Origin of the sequence: Microcoleus sp. Pol10D4 (assembly GCF_036701555.1) — a bacterium.
Classification (GTDB): Bacteria; Cyanobacteriota; Cyanobacteriia; order Cyanobacteriales; family Microcoleaceae; genus Microcoleus.
This window is the reverse complement of record NZ_JAUBRA010000050.1, coordinates 36,551-52,439: the sequence shown is the minus strand read 5'-3', so window position 1 is coordinate 52,439 and position 15,889 is coordinate 36,551. Positions and strand designations below refer to the sequence as shown.

At 45.1% G+C, this 15,889-nt stretch carries 11 protein-coding genes; 9 read left to right on the top strand and 2 right to left on the bottom strand.

Translation table 11 applies throughout. The annotated features are described in order from the left end of the window. Positions 1–99 precede the first annotated feature (99 nt). From QUA36_RS22075 to QUA36_RS22035, 9 genes are all read left to right on the top strand, one after another. The gene (locus QUA36_RS22075) at positions 100–927 is read left to right on the top strand and encodes a protein-glutamate O-methyltransferase CheR (RefSeq protein WP_333459118.1); all 828 of its coding nucleotides are present in this window, start codon (positions 100–102) and stop codon (positions 925–927) included. Further along, on the top strand, positions 899–1,606 hold the full coding sequence (locus QUA36_RS22070) for a chemotaxis protein CheB (RefSeq protein WP_333459117.1): 708 nt from the start codon (positions 899–901) through the stop codon (positions 1,604–1,606). Before QUA36_RS22075 ends, QUA36_RS22070 begins: the two co-directional genes overlap by 29 nt. A 7-nt stretch (positions 1,607–1,613) precedes the next feature. Next, positions 1,614–3,683, top strand: coding sequence for a response regulator (locus QUA36_RS22065; RefSeq protein ID WP_333459116.1), 2,070 nt, complete (start codon positions 1,614–1,616; stop codon positions 3,681–3,683). A 139-nt stretch (positions 3,684–3,822) separates the two neighbouring features. Then, entirely contained in the window at positions 3,823–4,650 is an 828-nt protein-coding gene (map, locus tag QUA36_RS22060; RefSeq protein WP_333459115.1) for a type I methionyl aminopeptidase, read from the top strand. Positions 4,651–4,855: 205 nt separating this feature from the next. Next, a complete protein-coding gene (locus tag QUA36_RS22055) occupies positions 4,856–5,548 on the top strand; it encodes a response regulator transcription factor (RefSeq protein ID WP_333038110.1) in 693 nt (230 codons plus the stop codon). A gap of 235 nt (positions 5,549–5,783) precedes the next feature. Continuing rightward, a complete protein-coding gene (locus QUA36_RS22050; protein ID WP_333459114.1) occupies positions 5,784–5,984 on the top strand; it encodes a hypothetical protein in 201 nt (66 codons plus the stop codon). Between the two features lie 344 nt (positions 5,985–6,328). Next, positions 6,329–6,688, top strand: coding sequence for a hypothetical protein (locus QUA36_RS22045; RefSeq protein WP_333161972.1), 360 nt, complete (start codon positions 6,329–6,331; stop codon positions 6,686–6,688). Between the two features lie 516 nt (positions 6,689–7,204). Then, entirely contained in the window at positions 7,205–12,388 is a 5,184-nt protein-coding gene (locus QUA36_RS22040) for an nSTAND1 domain-containing NTPase (protein WP_333459113.1), read from the top strand. A gap of 476 nt (positions 12,389–12,864) precedes the next feature. Then, on the top strand, positions 12,865–15,138 hold the full coding sequence (locus QUA36_RS22035) for an FdhF/YdeP family oxidoreductase (protein ID WP_333459112.1): 2,274 nt from the start codon (positions 12,865–12,867) through the stop codon (positions 15,136–15,138). A 156-nt stretch (positions 15,139–15,294) separates the two neighbouring features. Here the strand turns inward: QUA36_RS22035 and QUA36_RS22030 are convergent, their stop codons facing one another. Together QUA36_RS22030 and QUA36_RS22025 are read right to left on the bottom strand one after the other, a co-directional pair. After that, positions 15,295–15,432 (bottom strand): hypothetical protein, encoded by a 138-nt coding sequence (locus QUA36_RS22030; RefSeq protein WP_333459111.1) that lies wholly within the window; start codon positions 15,430–15,432, stop codon positions 15,295–15,297. Positions 15,433–15,540: 108 nt separating this feature from the next. Continuing rightward, positions 15,541–15,672, bottom strand: a complete 132-nt coding sequence (locus QUA36_RS22025; RefSeq protein WP_333459110.1) for a glycosyltransferase family A protein — start codon at positions 15,670–15,672, stop codon at positions 15,541–15,543. Positions 15,673–15,889: the final 217 nt, after the last annotated feature.

Sequence of the window (15,889 nt, the reverse complement as noted above, 5' to 3'; positions counted from 1 at the left end):
AGTCAACAGTCAACAGTCAACAGTCAACAGTCAACAGTCAACAGTCAACAGTCAACAGTCAACAGTCAACAATGCCCCCTAACCAATTAGTCATTAAAAATGCCCGAAAGCCATGAACTTGAAACAATCGAAATTCAACTCCTACTAGAGGGAATGTTTCGCTATTACGGATTCGATTTTCGCAATTATGCTCTTGCCTCTCTCAAGCGCCGTATTTGGAACACTATTCGCTCGGAACGGCTCACCACTGTCTCTGCACTTCAGGAAAAGGTACTTCACAATCCGGCTTACCTAGACCGTTTATTGCTGGACATTTCTGTCAATGTAACGGCGATGTTTCGTGATCCCAGCTTTTACCTGAGTTTCAGAAATAAAGTGGTGCCGCTGCTGCGTACTTATCCTTTTATTCGGATTTGGCACGCTGGATGTTCAACGGGAGAAGAAGTCTATTCTATGGCTATCTTGCTGCAAGAAGAAGGACTGTATGACCGTTGTCGGATTTACGCTACGGACATGAATGAATTAGTTTTGAAAACAGCCAAAACAGGGATATTCCCGCTGAAACAAATGCAAGAATATACGCAACTCTACCACCAAGCGGGGGGCAAGAGAGCGTTTTCTGAGTATTACACTGCTGCCTATGAAAATGCGATTTTTCGCTCTTCACTTAAAGATAATATTGTCTTTGCTCACCACAACCTAGCAACGGATAACTCTTTTAATGAATTTAATGTTATTTTATGCCGTAATGTGCTGATTTATTTCAATTCACACCTCCAAGAGCGGGTACACAAGCTTTTTTATGAGAGCTTGGTAATGTTTGGAGTTTTAGGCCTGGGCCATCAGGAGTCTCTGATTTTTACACCTTATGAAAAATACTATGAAGCACTTGAAAGTAGTGATAAACTCTACCGGAGAATTAAATAAAAAAAATTTTGAAATAGTGGTTGTGGGCACGTCTTTGGGAGGGCTAGAGGCTCTGACTGTTCTGCTGGCAGATTTGCCCAAAAGCTTTCCTTTGCCTATAGTTATTGTCCAACACCGCCATAAGAGTTCTCAGAATAGGCTTACTGATTTTTTACAACAGCAAAGCTCTCTCCAAATCACAGAGGCCCAAGACAAAGAGCCGATCGCACCTGGACGGGTTTACTTGGCTCCTGCTGACTATCACTTGCTAATAGAATCGCCCTCTGAGGAGGAGTTTAGCCTTTATGAAAACGACTTTACAGAATGGGGGGGCGTGGCAGTGGAGTCAATCCATAATTCAAAATCCCCAATCCCCTATCGCGGAACTCCTACATTTGCACTATCAACTGAGGCTCCTGTCTGTTACGCGCGGCCCTCAATCGATGTGCTGTTTGAGTCTGCTGCAGATGCCTTTGGGGAGAAAGTTATCGCCATAATTTTAACGGGAGCTAATTCTGATGGCACTGAAGGGCTGGCAAAAATTAAAGCTGAGGGAGGATTGACATTTGTGGAGGAACCGGCTTCGGCTCTATGCGCGACCATGCCAGCCTCCGCGATCGCAAATGTTGAAGTAGACTGGATTTTACCCCTCTCTAAAATTGCTCCCTGTTTAGTCAATTTGCTAAGAATTAAAGATTAAAAAAATTATGAATCTGCACTCCCCCCATCAAGTAAATGTCCTTTTAGTTGACGATCGCCCAGAAAATTTGGTAGCTCTAGAAGCTATCCTCAACAGCCCCTCTTATCATCTAGTACAAGCTAATTCGGGCGCGGAGGCTCTGAGATGTCTGCTTAATGAAGATTTTGCGGTAATTTTGCTTGATGTGCAGATGCCGGGAATGGATGGATTTGAGACAGCAACATTGATTCGCTCTAGAGATCGATCGCGATCGACTCCGATTATTTTTATCACAGCATTCAGCAGTAATGACACCCACGTGTTTAAAGGTTATTCTTTGGGTGCGGTGGATTACCTGTTCAAACCCTTGGAACCGGAAATATTGACCTCGAAGGTGGGGGTATTTGTGGAATTGTTCCAAAAAACAGTCGAGGTGAAACAGCAAGCAACACAGTTAGCTGCTGTTAATAGTGAACTAAGTAAAAGTGAAGAGCGGTTTCGCACTTTGTGTGCTTGTTCGCCGCTAGGAATTTACGTAGCTGACGTTGAAGGCCGCTGTACTTACATCAATCCCCGTTGTCAAGCAATTTGCGGGTTAACATTAGAGGAAAGTTTAGCAGAGATTTGGCAGCGGGAAGTTCATCCAGAAGATCGCGAGCGCGTAGTAGCCGATTGGTTAGCTTGGATTAAAGAAGGCAACGAATATTCTAATGAGTTTCGATTAGCTGGTAGCGAAACTGTGCGTTGGATTAATGTACAGTCGTCGCCAATGTTTTCTGATTTGGGAAAACTGATCGGTCATGTGGGTACGGTTAGAGATGTCACAGACCGTAAGCAAGCAGAGGAAGAACGCGGCAGACTAATCCGCGAACAAGTGGCGCGGCAAGAAGCGGAGAGAGCTAACCAGATGAAGGATGAATTTCTAGCTATTCTCTCTCACGAACTCCGTACTCCTTTAAATGCAATTCTCGGCTGGTCTAGGCTGCTTCGTACCAAAACATTTGACCAGGACACTATAGAGAAAGCCCTAGAAACAATTGAGCGCAATGCTAAATCTCAATCTCAACTCATCGAAGATATTTTAGATGTTTCGCGGATTCTGCGGGGAAAACTAAATTTAAATAAGCATCCGATTCGGTTGGAATCTGCGATTAAGCTGGCAATAGATTCTTTGCAGCCGCTGACTGAGGAAAAATCAATAGTTATAGAATTAACGTGCAGTCCAAATGTAGGTGAAGTTATCGGCGATTTCGATCGCTTGCAGCAAATTGTGTGGAATTTGCTGTCAAATGCGATTAAGTTTAGTCCGCAAGAGGGTAAAGTACAGGTGCGGTTAGAGTCTGTTGGAGATGAGGCTCAAATTGAGATAATTGATAGCGGCATTGGTATCGCTCCTGATTTTTTGCCTTATGTTTTCGATCGCTTCCGCCAAGCTGATAGCAGCACAACTAGGTCTTACGGGGGTTTGGGACTGGGATTGGCGATCGTCCGTCACTTGGTGGAACAGCACGGCGGTAAGGTGCAAGCAGAGAATAATCCGGGCGCGGGTGCGAAATTTACGGTGGTTCTACCTCTTGCACAGAGGAACGCCCTCGCTGCTGACGATGATTGGTCGCACCTCAATGACCAGACCCAGACCCTCCCCACTCTGGCTAATTTGCAATTGCTGGTGGTGGATGATGACGATGACACGCGGGAGTTTTTGATTGCTTTACTCGAGGACGAAGGAGCTATAGTGCGATCGGCCGCATCGGTGGCCGGGGCTCTAGCTGCACTAGAGAGTTATTTGCCGGATCTGCTGCTGAGCGACATTGGAATGCCGGAAGCAGACGGTTATGAGCTGATCGGGCGGGTGAGAGAAATGGAAAGGCTCAGGGGTGGAAAGATGCCTGCGATCGCTCTGACGGCCTACGCGAGAGAGGAAGAGCGCCAGCAAGCGCTGGAAGCGGGTTTCCAGATGCACTTATCTAAACCAGTTGACATAAATAAGTTAATTGCCGCAATTGCTAACCTCACAGGAATGCTCGGAAATCCTGAACCGACGGGCTCGGCGGTTGAAACCGCTTTGTTGACCCCCCAATCCCGTGCCGATTACTGAGAAAAATATTAAGCTAGCTAAAAGGACAAGCGATCGACAGTTCGGAACAAGACACCCGTTTTTCCACAAAAAACTGGATATTTGCCGTTTTTTTGCTTCAACCTGCAGTCAAAGTACAAAATTACCCGCCAATCAATACATGAATATTTTTAGCAGTCTGCTTTCTAGCCCAACTCAAGCACCCCAAGTCAAAAAACAGCGTCGAGGCATTGAAATTAAGTCGGAACGCGAAATCGAAATTATGCGACAGGCAGGGAAAATCGTTGCAACGGTACTCAAAGAAATTTCCCAAATGGTGAAACCGGGAATGACTACTGCTGATTTGGATGCTTATGCCGAAAAACGCATCCGTGCTATGGGGGCAACTCCCAGTTTTAAAGGCTATCACGGTTTCACGGGATCGATTTGCTCTAGCATTAATAACGAAGTTGTTCACGGCATCCCCAGCGCCAAAAAAGTAATTCGGGCCGGAGATGTTCTTAAGGTAGATACGGGGGCATATTATCAAGGTTTTCACGGCGATTCTTGCATTACGATCGCAGTTGTGGAAGTGACTCCCGAATCTGCAAAATTAATCCGAGTCGCAGAAGAAGCTCTCTATAAAGGCATCGAACAAGTGAAGGCTGGAGCCTATTTGCTCGATCTCGCTGGTGCGATCGAAGATCATGTCAAAAGCAACGGTTTTAACATCGTTGAGGAGTTTACCGGCCACGGTGTCGGGCGAAATTTGCACGAGGAACCGTCGGTTTTCAATTTCCGCACGCGGGAAATGCCGAATGTGAAATTGCGAGCGGGCATGACATTGGCGATCGAACCGATTGTGAATGCGGGTTCTAAGTACACTCGGACGCTTTCTGACAAGTGGACTGCTGTAACCGTTGACAATGCTATGTCGGCTCAGTTTGAGCATACTGTGTTGGTGACGGAAACTGGTTATGAGATTTTGACCGATCGTTCAAAAGTTTAACTAGAAAGGTTCAAGAATAATTTTGAGTTTTGAGTTTTGAGTTTTGAATTAAAGATTTAACAACTTTTTAATCGTTAGATCAAAACACAACTCAAAACTCTAGAGTTGAAAAACAATTTTTTAAGTTCCTTCGAGGGATAGAGTGACAATAAGACTTAAATTCGGCTAAATTAAAAAATAGTGGTAAAGCGTAAGGGTAACAACTATGTCAGCACGATTATTATTGGTAGATGATGAACCGGGCTTGCGGGAAGCAGTACAAGCTTATTTGGAAGATAGCGATTTTGCGGTTGAGGTTGCCAGTAATGCTCGGGATGGGTGGGAACTCTTGCAGCAGTACAACCCCGATTTGGTGATTTCAGACATTATGATGCCGCAGGTGGACGGTTATCAGTTTCTCAAGCAAGTGCGGGAAGATCCTCGCTATAAAGCTTTGCCGGTGGTGTTTTTGACGGCTAAGGGGATGACGAGCGATCGGATTCAAGGCTATCAAGCAGGCTGCGATGCTTATCTTTCTAAGCCCTTTGATCCCGACGAGTTAGTAGCAATAGTAACCAATTTGCTGGCCCGCCGCGCGGCTGCTAAGGAGACGAGCGAAAATGCTGAAAGTCCAGATATTGCTGCTTTGACAAGCCAAATGGCGAGAATTGAGTCTTTGCTGAGTGGGCGGAGTTCGATCGCCCAAAGTCCTTCGCCGATTAAAATTGATTTGACTCCGCGAGAACAAAGTGTTTTGGATTTGGTTGCTCAAGGTTTGATGAATAAGGAAATTGCCCGCCGCTTGGAAACTAGCGTGCGTAATGTGGAAAAGTACGTCAGCCGTTTGTTTAGCAAGACGGGTACTAACAGCCGTACTGAGTTGGTTCGCTTCGCCCTCGAACACGGCTTGACGAAATAGGAGTCCTCTAGACTTGGCTGGAGGCTCTGCCTCGCCAAGCTGCGTTATATCATTTCCGGTTACACCGGAATGATGTTGACGGTTGACGGTTGACTGTTCACTGTTCACGGCGTCAACAGTCAACCGTCAACAGTGAACTCGAATTTACTATTCCGATGCTAACGGATTTGATATTACCAGGCTCTTCCTGGTAACGAGAATTATGCAACAACTTAGAAATGTTAAGATATAAGTATTGACAGATATTCGGTGGCTGTGGTATGTCACATCAGCTTGCTGGTGGCAGCGCGGGAGTGCCAAAACTGCTGTGCCAAAACTGGTGTGCCAAAACTGGTGTGCCAAAACTGCTGTGCCAAAACTGCTGTGCGATCGAACTTCTCACCCACTTTGCTTTGAGTCTGAGATAAACACTCGCAAAGGCTGGGGAATTACTTAACGGGAAAACCTGACTGTTTAAGAGTTTTCACGTAGTAAATACAAAGGCAAACAGTTGACCGGATATGCTCCGTTAAGCAAACTTGCCACAAACAGTCACAGATAAGGTTATATCCTGTGGAAAAATAAACCACTATTAATTAATGACTCTGCTCAAAAACGGATACTTGCGAACTACAAGAGTGTTAAGCAAGCCACAATTTTAGACCCTAGTTAAAGCTCTCAGATTCATCTGTGGAGTAAATCTAAAATCTAAAATCTAAAATCGACTCACAGCGCTCTAAAGTAGCGACGGATGTTGAATGTATAGCAGCACCAAAGTTTAGTTTATATCAGGAGGATGCCATGAGGAAAATCTCGGCGCGACAAACAATAAGTGCCATAGTAGCACTGCCGATCGTATTAATAGCCAATACAACTCAAGCTTTTGCCACTGATACCGCTCAGAAAATAGATCCAATTAAGAAAGTTTCAGATTTTGGCGATGAGCTAGATTTTGATATTGGGCCACCAACAACCATCAGTATTGAAGAAAGCGAGGATTGGGATGAACCTGAGTTTACAGCTACTTTAGATATCGAGATTAGTAAATTTATGACAAACAATCTTCAAGCTGTAATTGATGAGCCGCCCCCGGTAGTTTATCTCAGTGCGGCGAGGGGCCAGTCAACCCGGGAATGCCGGATTTCCGGGATATGCGAATAACTGAATCGGATTTGGGCGATTTGGGCGATGGCTGGGAGCCCCGCAAACAAAGACTCTTTTGCTGGGTAGAATTGGAGAAATTATCAAGATTTCAGTAAAATTCGGTTGATTTTGCTGGGAAGATGCGAATAACAGAGTATGTATTTTTTTGGGTATGCTTTAATGGCGATCGGCTAAAATAATAAGTATGCAGGCTGAAATAAACTTAACTAATTGATAGTTCCCAGTGATGGGAAATCGCCCAAAAGGGCAGAAATAAAATTAATCATGTGATTCTTCGCTGTGATTGACAAACGTCACAACGGGTAAAAGTAAACTTAGTTAGAGCAACCGCCAAAAAGGTTAGGACGTTCTTAATTCCACTTTCCCCCTGCGGTCTATTCCTGCCATCCGTTACATCCGTTACATCCGTTGCCGAACTGCCATCCGTTACATCCGTTAAAAAATCCGTTGCCGAACTTCCTTTTTTCGGCAGTTGACAGCACCTATCCTGAGAAACTTTTTCAAATATTAATTATGATTAATTCGCACTGCCAGCAAGACACCGCAGCCCAGCAAAACAAAAGTTCGCTGCAAACTCTCACCCGGACTCTGAGAATGTCTCAGGGGCAATTTTCGCTGATTTTGGTACGGTGCAATTACAGTGCGATGAGAGAGCAAACGGCACGGCAATTGCGGGAAGAGTCTGGGATCGAGATTCGAGAAATAGTCCTCCCGCCATCGGTTAAAACTCTTTACACGACTATAGAAACCAAAGTTTCCTGCAGCCACCCGTCAGCTTTAATGGTGTTTGGATTGGAATCGGTAAGTGCGATCGATCGACTGTTGACTTCTACCAACTACGTGAGGGAAGAATTTCGGAATAATTTTCCCTTTCCGGTGGTGCTGTGGGTGACAGACAAAATTTTAAAAAAACTGATTCGGTTAGTAACAGATATCGAGACTTGGACGACCACTGTTGAATTTGTGATTGGCCCCGACGACTTGGTGGATTTCCTGGGCAAAAGTGCCGATCGCATTTTTTCCAACATTTTAGAAAGTGGCAATTGGCGTTTAACTAATTCTGCCATTCTCGGAGCCAATTCTTTGAGTGAACTAGAGTCGGCTAGCCAAGACTTGCAAACTTGCAATATCAGATTAGAACCAGCTATTGAAGCGAGTTTGCAATTTATTCGCGGGCGGCACGAATATGCTTGTCACCGCATCCCTGCGGCTATTGAATTGTATCAAAAAAGCCTCAGCTTTTGGAAGCATCAAGTAGCATTTATTGGACAAAAAACAGAATTTAGCAATTTGTTATTTACTGTTCACCCAGCACCGGTGTTAGAGGGAATTCTGCTATTCCACATCGGTCTTTGCTACCGCTTCCAAGCAGAACAACACCGCAACGGCAACCGCCCTTACTGGACGGAAGCTAAGAATTATTTTCAGGAATGTATTGATGTTTTAGAACGCGCGGGGCGGCCGGATGCCGTTGGTATATTCATCAATCAACTTGGCGAAGTATTGCAGCATTTAGACGATTGGGATGCACTCTGGAATTTAGCTATCAAAGCTCGGAGGTTACATGAAAATATGAAAAATTCAGCAGTTAATTTGGCTCAAGATTACGGCTTTTTGGCTAGAGTAGCCTTAGAGCAAAAGAACTGGCAAGGGGCGAAAGAATGGGCTTTAATCGCTCTAGACGTTCTCAAATCAAATTTAGAAGCGACGGGACAGGGAACCCCTGTAAAGTCGCAGCATCTAGGCTTGTATCTGTTAATTTTAGCAGAGGCCCAGAGTCAGTTGGGTGAGGTGCAGGAGGCGATCGCGCATTTAGAGCTTGCTCGCTCGGAAACCGAACCTTGCTACAACCCGCAACTGTATTTGCGGGTTTTAGAAATGCTGCGATCGCTCTATTTTCAGCGGGGAGAATATCTCGAAGCATTTCAAATTAAGCAAGATTATCGATCGGTGGAACACACGTATCGGTTCCGAGCTTTTATTGGGGCCGGAAAGTTGCAGCCGCACAGAGAAGCGGTTAATTCCGTCGCCGAAACTCTTGCCGGCGCTGCTACTATTGCTGACGAAATTACAGCTTCCGGCAGAGAGCAAGACCTCAACCGCTTGATATATAGGATGAACAATACCCCCGACAAACTGACAGTAATTTACGGTCAGTCTGGAGTTGGCAAAAGTTCAATAGTCACGGGAGGATTAGTACCAGCTCTCAAACAAAAAAAAATAGAAATGCGGACTGTTTTGCCCGTAGTGCTGCAAGTTTACAACAACTGGCCGCGGGAATTGACCCGACAGTTATCTGCTGAGAAAGCTGAAATATTCGATCCGGAAATTGCCGAAACAGTACCAGAAACTGCTCCGGTAGATTTGACCGTAGAAGCAGGCGCAGGCGAGGAAAATTTTATTTCAGGATTGCACTGTGGCTCGGCTGCGAAAAATGAGGAGCAAAGGGAGCAGTCACAGCCAGTAGAATTAATCATACAACAACAGGCGATCGAATACGAAAACATTATCAAGGAGCTGCAAAGAAACTCAGAGCATTTAGTGACTGTTCTGATATTTGACCAATTTGAAGAATTTTTTTTCGTGTGGAAAGAGCCAGCGGAAAGACAAATATTTTTTGATTTTTTGCGGCAATGCTTGAAAATCAAATACTTAAAAGTCGTCCTGTGTTTGCGGGAAGATTACCTGCACTATTTGCTGGAATTTTCCCGACCCAAAAACCCGACAGGATTCGTTAACAATGATATTTTGGACGACATTCTCAGCAAAAACATTCTGTTTTATTTGGGAAATTTTTCGCTGGTCGATGCGCGATCGGTAATTCGCACTTTAACTGAGCGAGCGCAGTTTTACTTAGAACCGGAGCTGATCGAAGAATTAGTCAAAAATTTAGCTGGAGAATTGGGAGAAGTTCGCCCGATCGAACTACAACTTGTCGGCGCTCAACTGCAACAAGAGAACATTAGAACTTTAAGTCAATATCAGGAACTAGGCAACAATCCCAAACAAAAATTAGTAGAAAGGTTTCTCGAAGAAGTCATCAAAGATTGCGGTCCGGAAAATGAAGTAGCTGCACGCAGAGTATTGTATTTGCTCACAGATGAAGAGGAGATTCGTCCCCTAAAAACCCGCGCAGAATTAGCCTCAAATTTAGCTACATTTGCTGAAGCTGACAAATTAGATTTAGTATTAGAACTGTTAGTAAACTCTGGTTTAGTTTTTCGGTGGACGGAACTGCCTGCTGAGCTTTATCAGCTCGTTCACGATTATTTAGTTAGCTTCATTCGCCAGCAGCAAGAATTAGATAAAAAGGCAGAATTTGAGGAACTGCGAAAGCAAAATCAAATTAACCGAGATGAAATTGAACAAATCCGCAAAGACAGAGAGCAAGATGCTTTGCTGTCGGAAGCTAGAGACAAACAGTATCAAGCGGAAGCTCAACTTTACCACACTCGGAGATGGCAATTGCGGGCCGCGGTTGTAGGAGTGCTTGTACTCGCAGGTGTTTCGGGGATGGCATTCGAGCAAGCAAAATTAGCAGAAAGCGCACGGCAAGAAGCAGAAAAAAGTCGCACTGATGCCCTGAATTCGGCGTCGGAAGCTTTGGTTATTTCTAATGAAAAAAACCAATTAGGAGTGTTGGGAAATAGTATCAAAATTGGTCGTGATTCTCTGAAAAGTACAGCGCTGCCTGTGGAGACTAAAACTCAAATTGCAGAAAGACTCAGGCAAGCAGTTTCGGGGGTGCAAGAACGCAACCGTTTCGAGCAGCACAGCAAGTTTGTTTTGGATGTGAGTGTCAGTCCCGACGGCAATTCAGTTGCTTCGGCAAGTGCTGACAAAACTGTTAAATTGTGGAGCAAAGAAGGTAAGTTATTAAAAACTTTTAATCACCCAGATAGCGTGACGAGTGTTAGTTTTAGTCCTGATGGGAAAACGATCGCTACTGGTTGTGCCGATCGCACAATTAGAATTTGGCAAGTAGATAGCGACAAAAGTGCGATTGGCATTTTATCCGGCCACCGCGATATCGTCACCAGCGTCAGTTTCAGTCCCGACGGCAAAACCCTAGCTTCCGCTAGTCACGACAACACCGTCAAAATCTGGAACCTTGCGAACAAACAACTGCTGCAAACCTTAACCGGACACAAAGACTGGGTACTCGGCGTCAGTTTCAGTCCCGACGGCCAAACAATTGCCTCCGCAAGTGTTGACAAAACTGTCAAACTTTGGAACCGAGAAAGTAAAACGCAGAAATTTAGAATTAATCCCAAAACATTAACCAAACATTCTGACATTGTTTACAGCATTAAGTTCAGTCCAAACAGTCGAGAACTCGTCTCGGCAAGTGCCGACACCACAGCCAAAATTTGGAACCGAAACGGTGAGGAAATCAGAACTCTCAAAGGACACAACGATGAAGTTGTCAGCGCGAGTTTCAGTCGCGATGGCAAACAAATCGTCACCGGCAGTGCAGACGATACGGTGAAAGTTTGGAGTCGCAGCGGCACTTTGCTCAACACTTTTCGAGGACATCAAGACGACGTAAGATCCGTAACTTTCAGCGGTGACGGCACTATTGCTTCCGCAAGTAAGGACAAAATAGTGAAAATTTGGAAACCGGACAGCACTCCGCTGAATAAGATTTTATTGGGACACGGAGACTGGGTTTACAAAGTCAGTTTTAGCGCTGACAGCAAAACAATTGCCTCTGCTAGTGGCGACAAAACAGTGAGACTTTGGCGGGCTGACGGCAGTTTACTCAGAATCTTAGAAGGTCACAAGGATTCTGTTACCTGGGTCAGCATTTCGCCTGATGATAAAACTGTTGCTTCGGGCAGCGATGACAAAACCGTGAAAGTCTGGAGTTTAAACGGCAAACTGTTAGATACTCTCAGCCACAGCGGCATTGTCAGAAGCGTAAGTTTTAGTCCCGACGGAAAGATAATTGCTGCCGCAAGTGCCGATCGCAAATTGTACCTCTGGCGCTGGAACGGTTCTAAAGCAACTTTGTTTGCAAAACTTGATCACAGCAATCCAGTAATTAGCGTTAGCTTCAGTCCCGACGGCAAAACTATTGCTACTGCTACCGCTGCTGAGGACAAGGCAAACGGGAAGAAAAAGGCTTTTGAAATTACCGGAGAAAAGAGAGTTTACCTGTGGCAATTTAACGGTTCGTCGGCGAAGATTTTGAAAACTCTCGACCACGAGGACAGCGTTAAAAATGTGAGTTTTAGTCCAGACGGCAAGACTATTGCTGCTGCTTGCGGTGACAAAAAAGTTTACTTGTGGGGGTTTGATGGAAAGGTAGCAAATTTAACTGAAAAACTAGACCACAGCGATACTGTAGAAAGCGTGAGTTTTAGTCCCGATGGGAAGTTGATTGCAGCGGCGAGTGGGGGAAATACTGTTAAGCTGTGGGATTTGGGTGGCAAGAAGGCTATTCTATCTAAGACTTTGGAATCGAGCGATCGCGTGTTGAGCGTTACTTTTGGTTCGGATAGCAAAACTCTGGGTTTTGCTAGTAGGGATAGGAATGTAATTCTGTTGCCTTTGGAGAATTTGGAACTGAATAATATCATTGCTCGCAGTTGCGAGTGGTTGGGAGATTATTTGCAGAATGACCCGAATGTTGCTGAGGGCGATCGACTGCTGTGTCTTGGGTTTGGGAAGCAGGCCTTAAAAAAGAGGAAGTAAACCTGGTTTGTAGTGAGGACTTCACTCCTCTCTCTTCCTGTGAATGAGGATTAAAGTCCTTACTGCGAACCTATTCTTGAATAGAGATTAAAACATCTATAGCCTTTCGAGCGAAAGATGAGGTACTCATGGGCATAGGGCATAGGGCATAGGGCATAGGGCATAGGGCATAGGGCATAGGGCATAGGGCATACCTCACTTTTGTGAGAACCGCTATATCTGTTGAGTAGTTTTTTCTGTTGTAAATTTGCGGTAAAATTCGAGTAATAAATTTAACTCCTCTGGCGGTTCCCCCGCCGAGTCAATAGAAGTAAGTCGGTCTGCGGCAGAATTGTATTGTACAGTGCGCTCAAAAAAATTGCTTTGAAAAATAACAAAATTCTTGCCTTCAAAATTTTTATTTCATTCTGCCGAATGCCTTGTGCTCCGGCTGCCTTTCTTCAACTAATCCGCAATTCAAACAAAAGGTAAACCACATGGATGTCAATTCTCAAAATGTCCAACCAATCCCGCCATTCAACGAGACAAACGAGGAAACACCAGAGATAGGTGGCGGTTTGCCCGTAATAGAATATTGGGCAAAACATACATTGTCCCCGGAAGGGCCGAAACTTTGGAAAACTTTGCTGCACAAAAGTGCTTGTTTGTCATGTTCTTGGGGCACTGGCGGGCAGAAAGGAGGTTTTACAAATGAAGAGGGCGAAAAACTTCAGCGGTGCATGAAAAGCGTCGAAGCAATCTCCGCTGAAATCAAGCCGGCTATCTCAACTCAATTTTTTGAACAGCAGAGTATTGCACAACTTCAGCAATTAACTTCAATGGAAGCCGATAGGTTGGGAAGGCTGAGTTTTCCGATGATTTTGCGGGCTGGTTCATCCCATTACGATCGCATTTCTTGGCAAGAAGTTTATCAAATTGCCGAAGCTGCTTTTCGCAAAACCCCCGAAAGAGTGGCATCTTACAGTTCCGGTCGCTCTTCCAACGAAGCGGCTTTTCTGCTGCAATTGATGATGCGGGCGATGGGTTCCAATAACTTAGCAGATTGTTCCGATCTCTGCCACGCTCCCTCGACAATCGGGTTAAGCGAAATGTTTGCCACCCGCACCTCGTTAGTAAGTCTAGAAAACTTGAAGGAAGCAGATTGCGTCGTACTCGCGGGCAGCAATTCTTCCTACAACCATCCCCGTTTGATGAACGAATTGATTAAAATTCGCGACAAAGGCGGTAAAATAATTGTAATCAACCCGGTGATGGAAATCGGGTTAGTCAAGTTTGGTTCTCCCGCATTTCCCGTCAAGTCGCTCATCCCCGGTTCCGATATTTCCTCGCTATACTTGCAGCCAATTCCCGGCAGCGATACAGCGCTATTTGTAGGGATTCAAAAGTCTATAATCGAACAAGGATTGCTGGACGAAAGCTATTTGCAAGCTCATACAGAAGGCGGGGAAGCAGTAGTACAGCACGCCCGCGAAACCGCTTGGGAAACTATTACTAAAACCTGCGGAGTTTCCCAAGCAGAAATTGAGGCGGCAGCCAGAATTATTGGCACGTCCCAGCGAGTTGTCTTTGGTTGGGCGATGGGAATTACCCAACACGATAACGGTGTAGATAACGTTTTCAGCATTGCCAATACTGCCTTGCTGACGGGAAATGTTGGGAAACAAGGGGCGGGATTAATGCCAGTCAGAGGACACTCAAACGTCCAAGGATTCGGCTCTATGGGCGTCACTGTGAAGCTGAAAAAAGAAATTCAACAAGCTTTAGAAAAGTTATTGAATCGTCCTCTCAGTCCTGTTAAGGGCTACGACACTCGATCGCTCATTGAAGCAGCAGATGCAGGCAAAGTCGATACCCTGATCTGTCTGGGCGGCAACTTGTATGGGGCAAATCCAGATTTAACTCAGGCAAAACGCGCTTTAAGCAATGTTGAAACCGTTATCTACCTTGCAACCAAACCGAATTTAGGGCATTTTCACGGATTGGCAAAGCACAATACAATTGTGATTCCGGTGCTGAATCGCTTTGAAAACCCCCACAAAACAACGGTAGAATCTGGGAATAACTTTGTGCGTTTAAATGATGAGGGTGAAACTCATCTCCAGAATTCGGATTTGATTCCTGAAGTTTATTTTTTGACAGAATTAGCCAGCAGGATTCACGGCGATTTCCCTGTGGATTGGCGCAGACTTCAAGACACAAAATACGTTCGCCAATTGATTGCTAAAACTATTCCTGGCTATGAAAAGATGGCGACAATTGATGAAACACAAGAGGAATTTACCATCAGTGGTCGCATTTTTACAGAACCTAAATTTCCTACCGAGTCTGGGAAAGCGAAGATGTTTGTGACGCCTTTACCTAAGCTGAAATTACCGGAAGCGAAAGAGTTTGGAGTATCGGAATCAACACAGGGTATTGTAGTGGCATTGATGACGGGACGCAGCTATTCTCAGCACAATACTGTCGTTTACAAAATTGATGACAAGTACCGGGGAATGCCACACCGCAACTGCATTTTGATGAATCGTGCGGATGCAGAAAGCACGGGTTTTCAAGAACATCAGCGGGTTACGGTGCAGGGAAATGTGGGGAAAATGGAAAATGTCGAGGTGATTTACGGGGCGGTTCGTGAGGGTGCTGCTTTGATGTTTTATCCTGAAGTTAATGTGATTTTTCACCCGGAGATTGAAAAGCGATCGGGCACGCCTGCTTACAAGCGCGTACCTGCTTTTGTGTATGCGGAAGTATAAAATATCTTACACCATTCTCAAGAACCGGCTTTCCGGCCTGTTCCACAAAGAGTGAGTTTTATTGTGGGGAGTAGGGGTTGGGCAGGAGAACCCGCCCATAAAAGGGTTATTGAGAATCGCAAAAAAAACTGGTTTCTGGAACCCCATGCGTAAGTCTTAATTAACTCTTAATTTGCAAAGTTCTACCGCGCCAAGTCCACCCCAACCAGTTTCGGTTTTAATCGCAGAACCGATCGCAATCGCCGCCACTAACGCACCTCCCAAACCTCCCAACCACAGTATTTTGTAGGACATTCAGAAATCTATGCACCCAAGTGGCGCAAAGTGTAATGCTGTCAAATTACGATTAGTGATAAACACATAGTTAACCAGGTAAGTGGTTGGTGGGTTGCGGTTGACCTGCTAATATTTTAAGCCGGGGGCGTTGAGATGCTGTTGCAGGGTTTGCCCGATCGCCTTGGTGTCGTCTGTCGATCGATCGTCTACAATTAAAACCTCTAAGTTGTCCACAGACAGCGGTGTACTCTCCCTCATGGCGATCGCGGAATCCCGAATATTCTCTGCCTCGTTGTATCCTGGTACGATTACCGAAACTTTAGAGAACTGCGCGGCGGGTTTCGGTTAGGGTATTGCGGAAATTCTGTCGGTTCGAGGCGCATTTTTGACTGATCGGCGCAAATTCTTACTGTAAGCTGTACTTACGATTAGAGAAAAGATTAGCAGGGTTAACAATATCAAAGCGAACTGAGCT

Bases quoted from the DNA above. Each gene is read 5' to 3' on its own strand.
- QUA36_RS22025 (WP_333459110.1), bottom strand. From the start codon at position 15,672: ATGAGGGAGAGTACACCGCTGTCTGTGGACAACTTAGAGGTTTTAATT.
- QUA36_RS22075 (WP_333459118.1), top strand. From the start codon at position 100: ATGCCCGAAAGCCATGAACTTGAAACAATCGAAATTCAACTCCTACTA.
- QUA36_RS22040 (WP_333459113.1), top strand. From the start codon at position 7,205: ATGATTAATTCGCACTGCCAGCAAGACACCGCAGCCCAGCAAAACAAA.
- map (WP_333459115.1), top strand. From the start codon at position 3,823: ATGAATATTTTTAGCAGTCTGCTTTCTAGCCCAACTCAAGCACCCCAA.
- QUA36_RS22045 (WP_333161972.1), top strand. From the start codon at position 6,329: ATGAGGAAAATCTCGGCGCGACAAACAATAAGTGCCATAGTAGCACTG.
- QUA36_RS22065 (WP_333459116.1), top strand. From the start codon at position 1,614: ATGAATCTGCACTCCCCCCATCAAGTAAATGTCCTTTTAGTTGACGAT.
- QUA36_RS22030 (WP_333459111.1), bottom strand. From the start codon at position 15,432: ATGTCCTACAAAATACTGTGGTTGGGAGGTTTGGGAGGTGCGTTAGTG.
- QUA36_RS22055 (WP_333038110.1), top strand. From the start codon at position 4,856: ATGTCAGCACGATTATTATTGGTAGATGATGAACCGGGCTTGCGGGAA.
- QUA36_RS22035 (WP_333459112.1), top strand. From the start codon at position 12,865: ATGGATGTCAATTCTCAAAATGTCCAACCAATCCCGCCATTCAACGAG.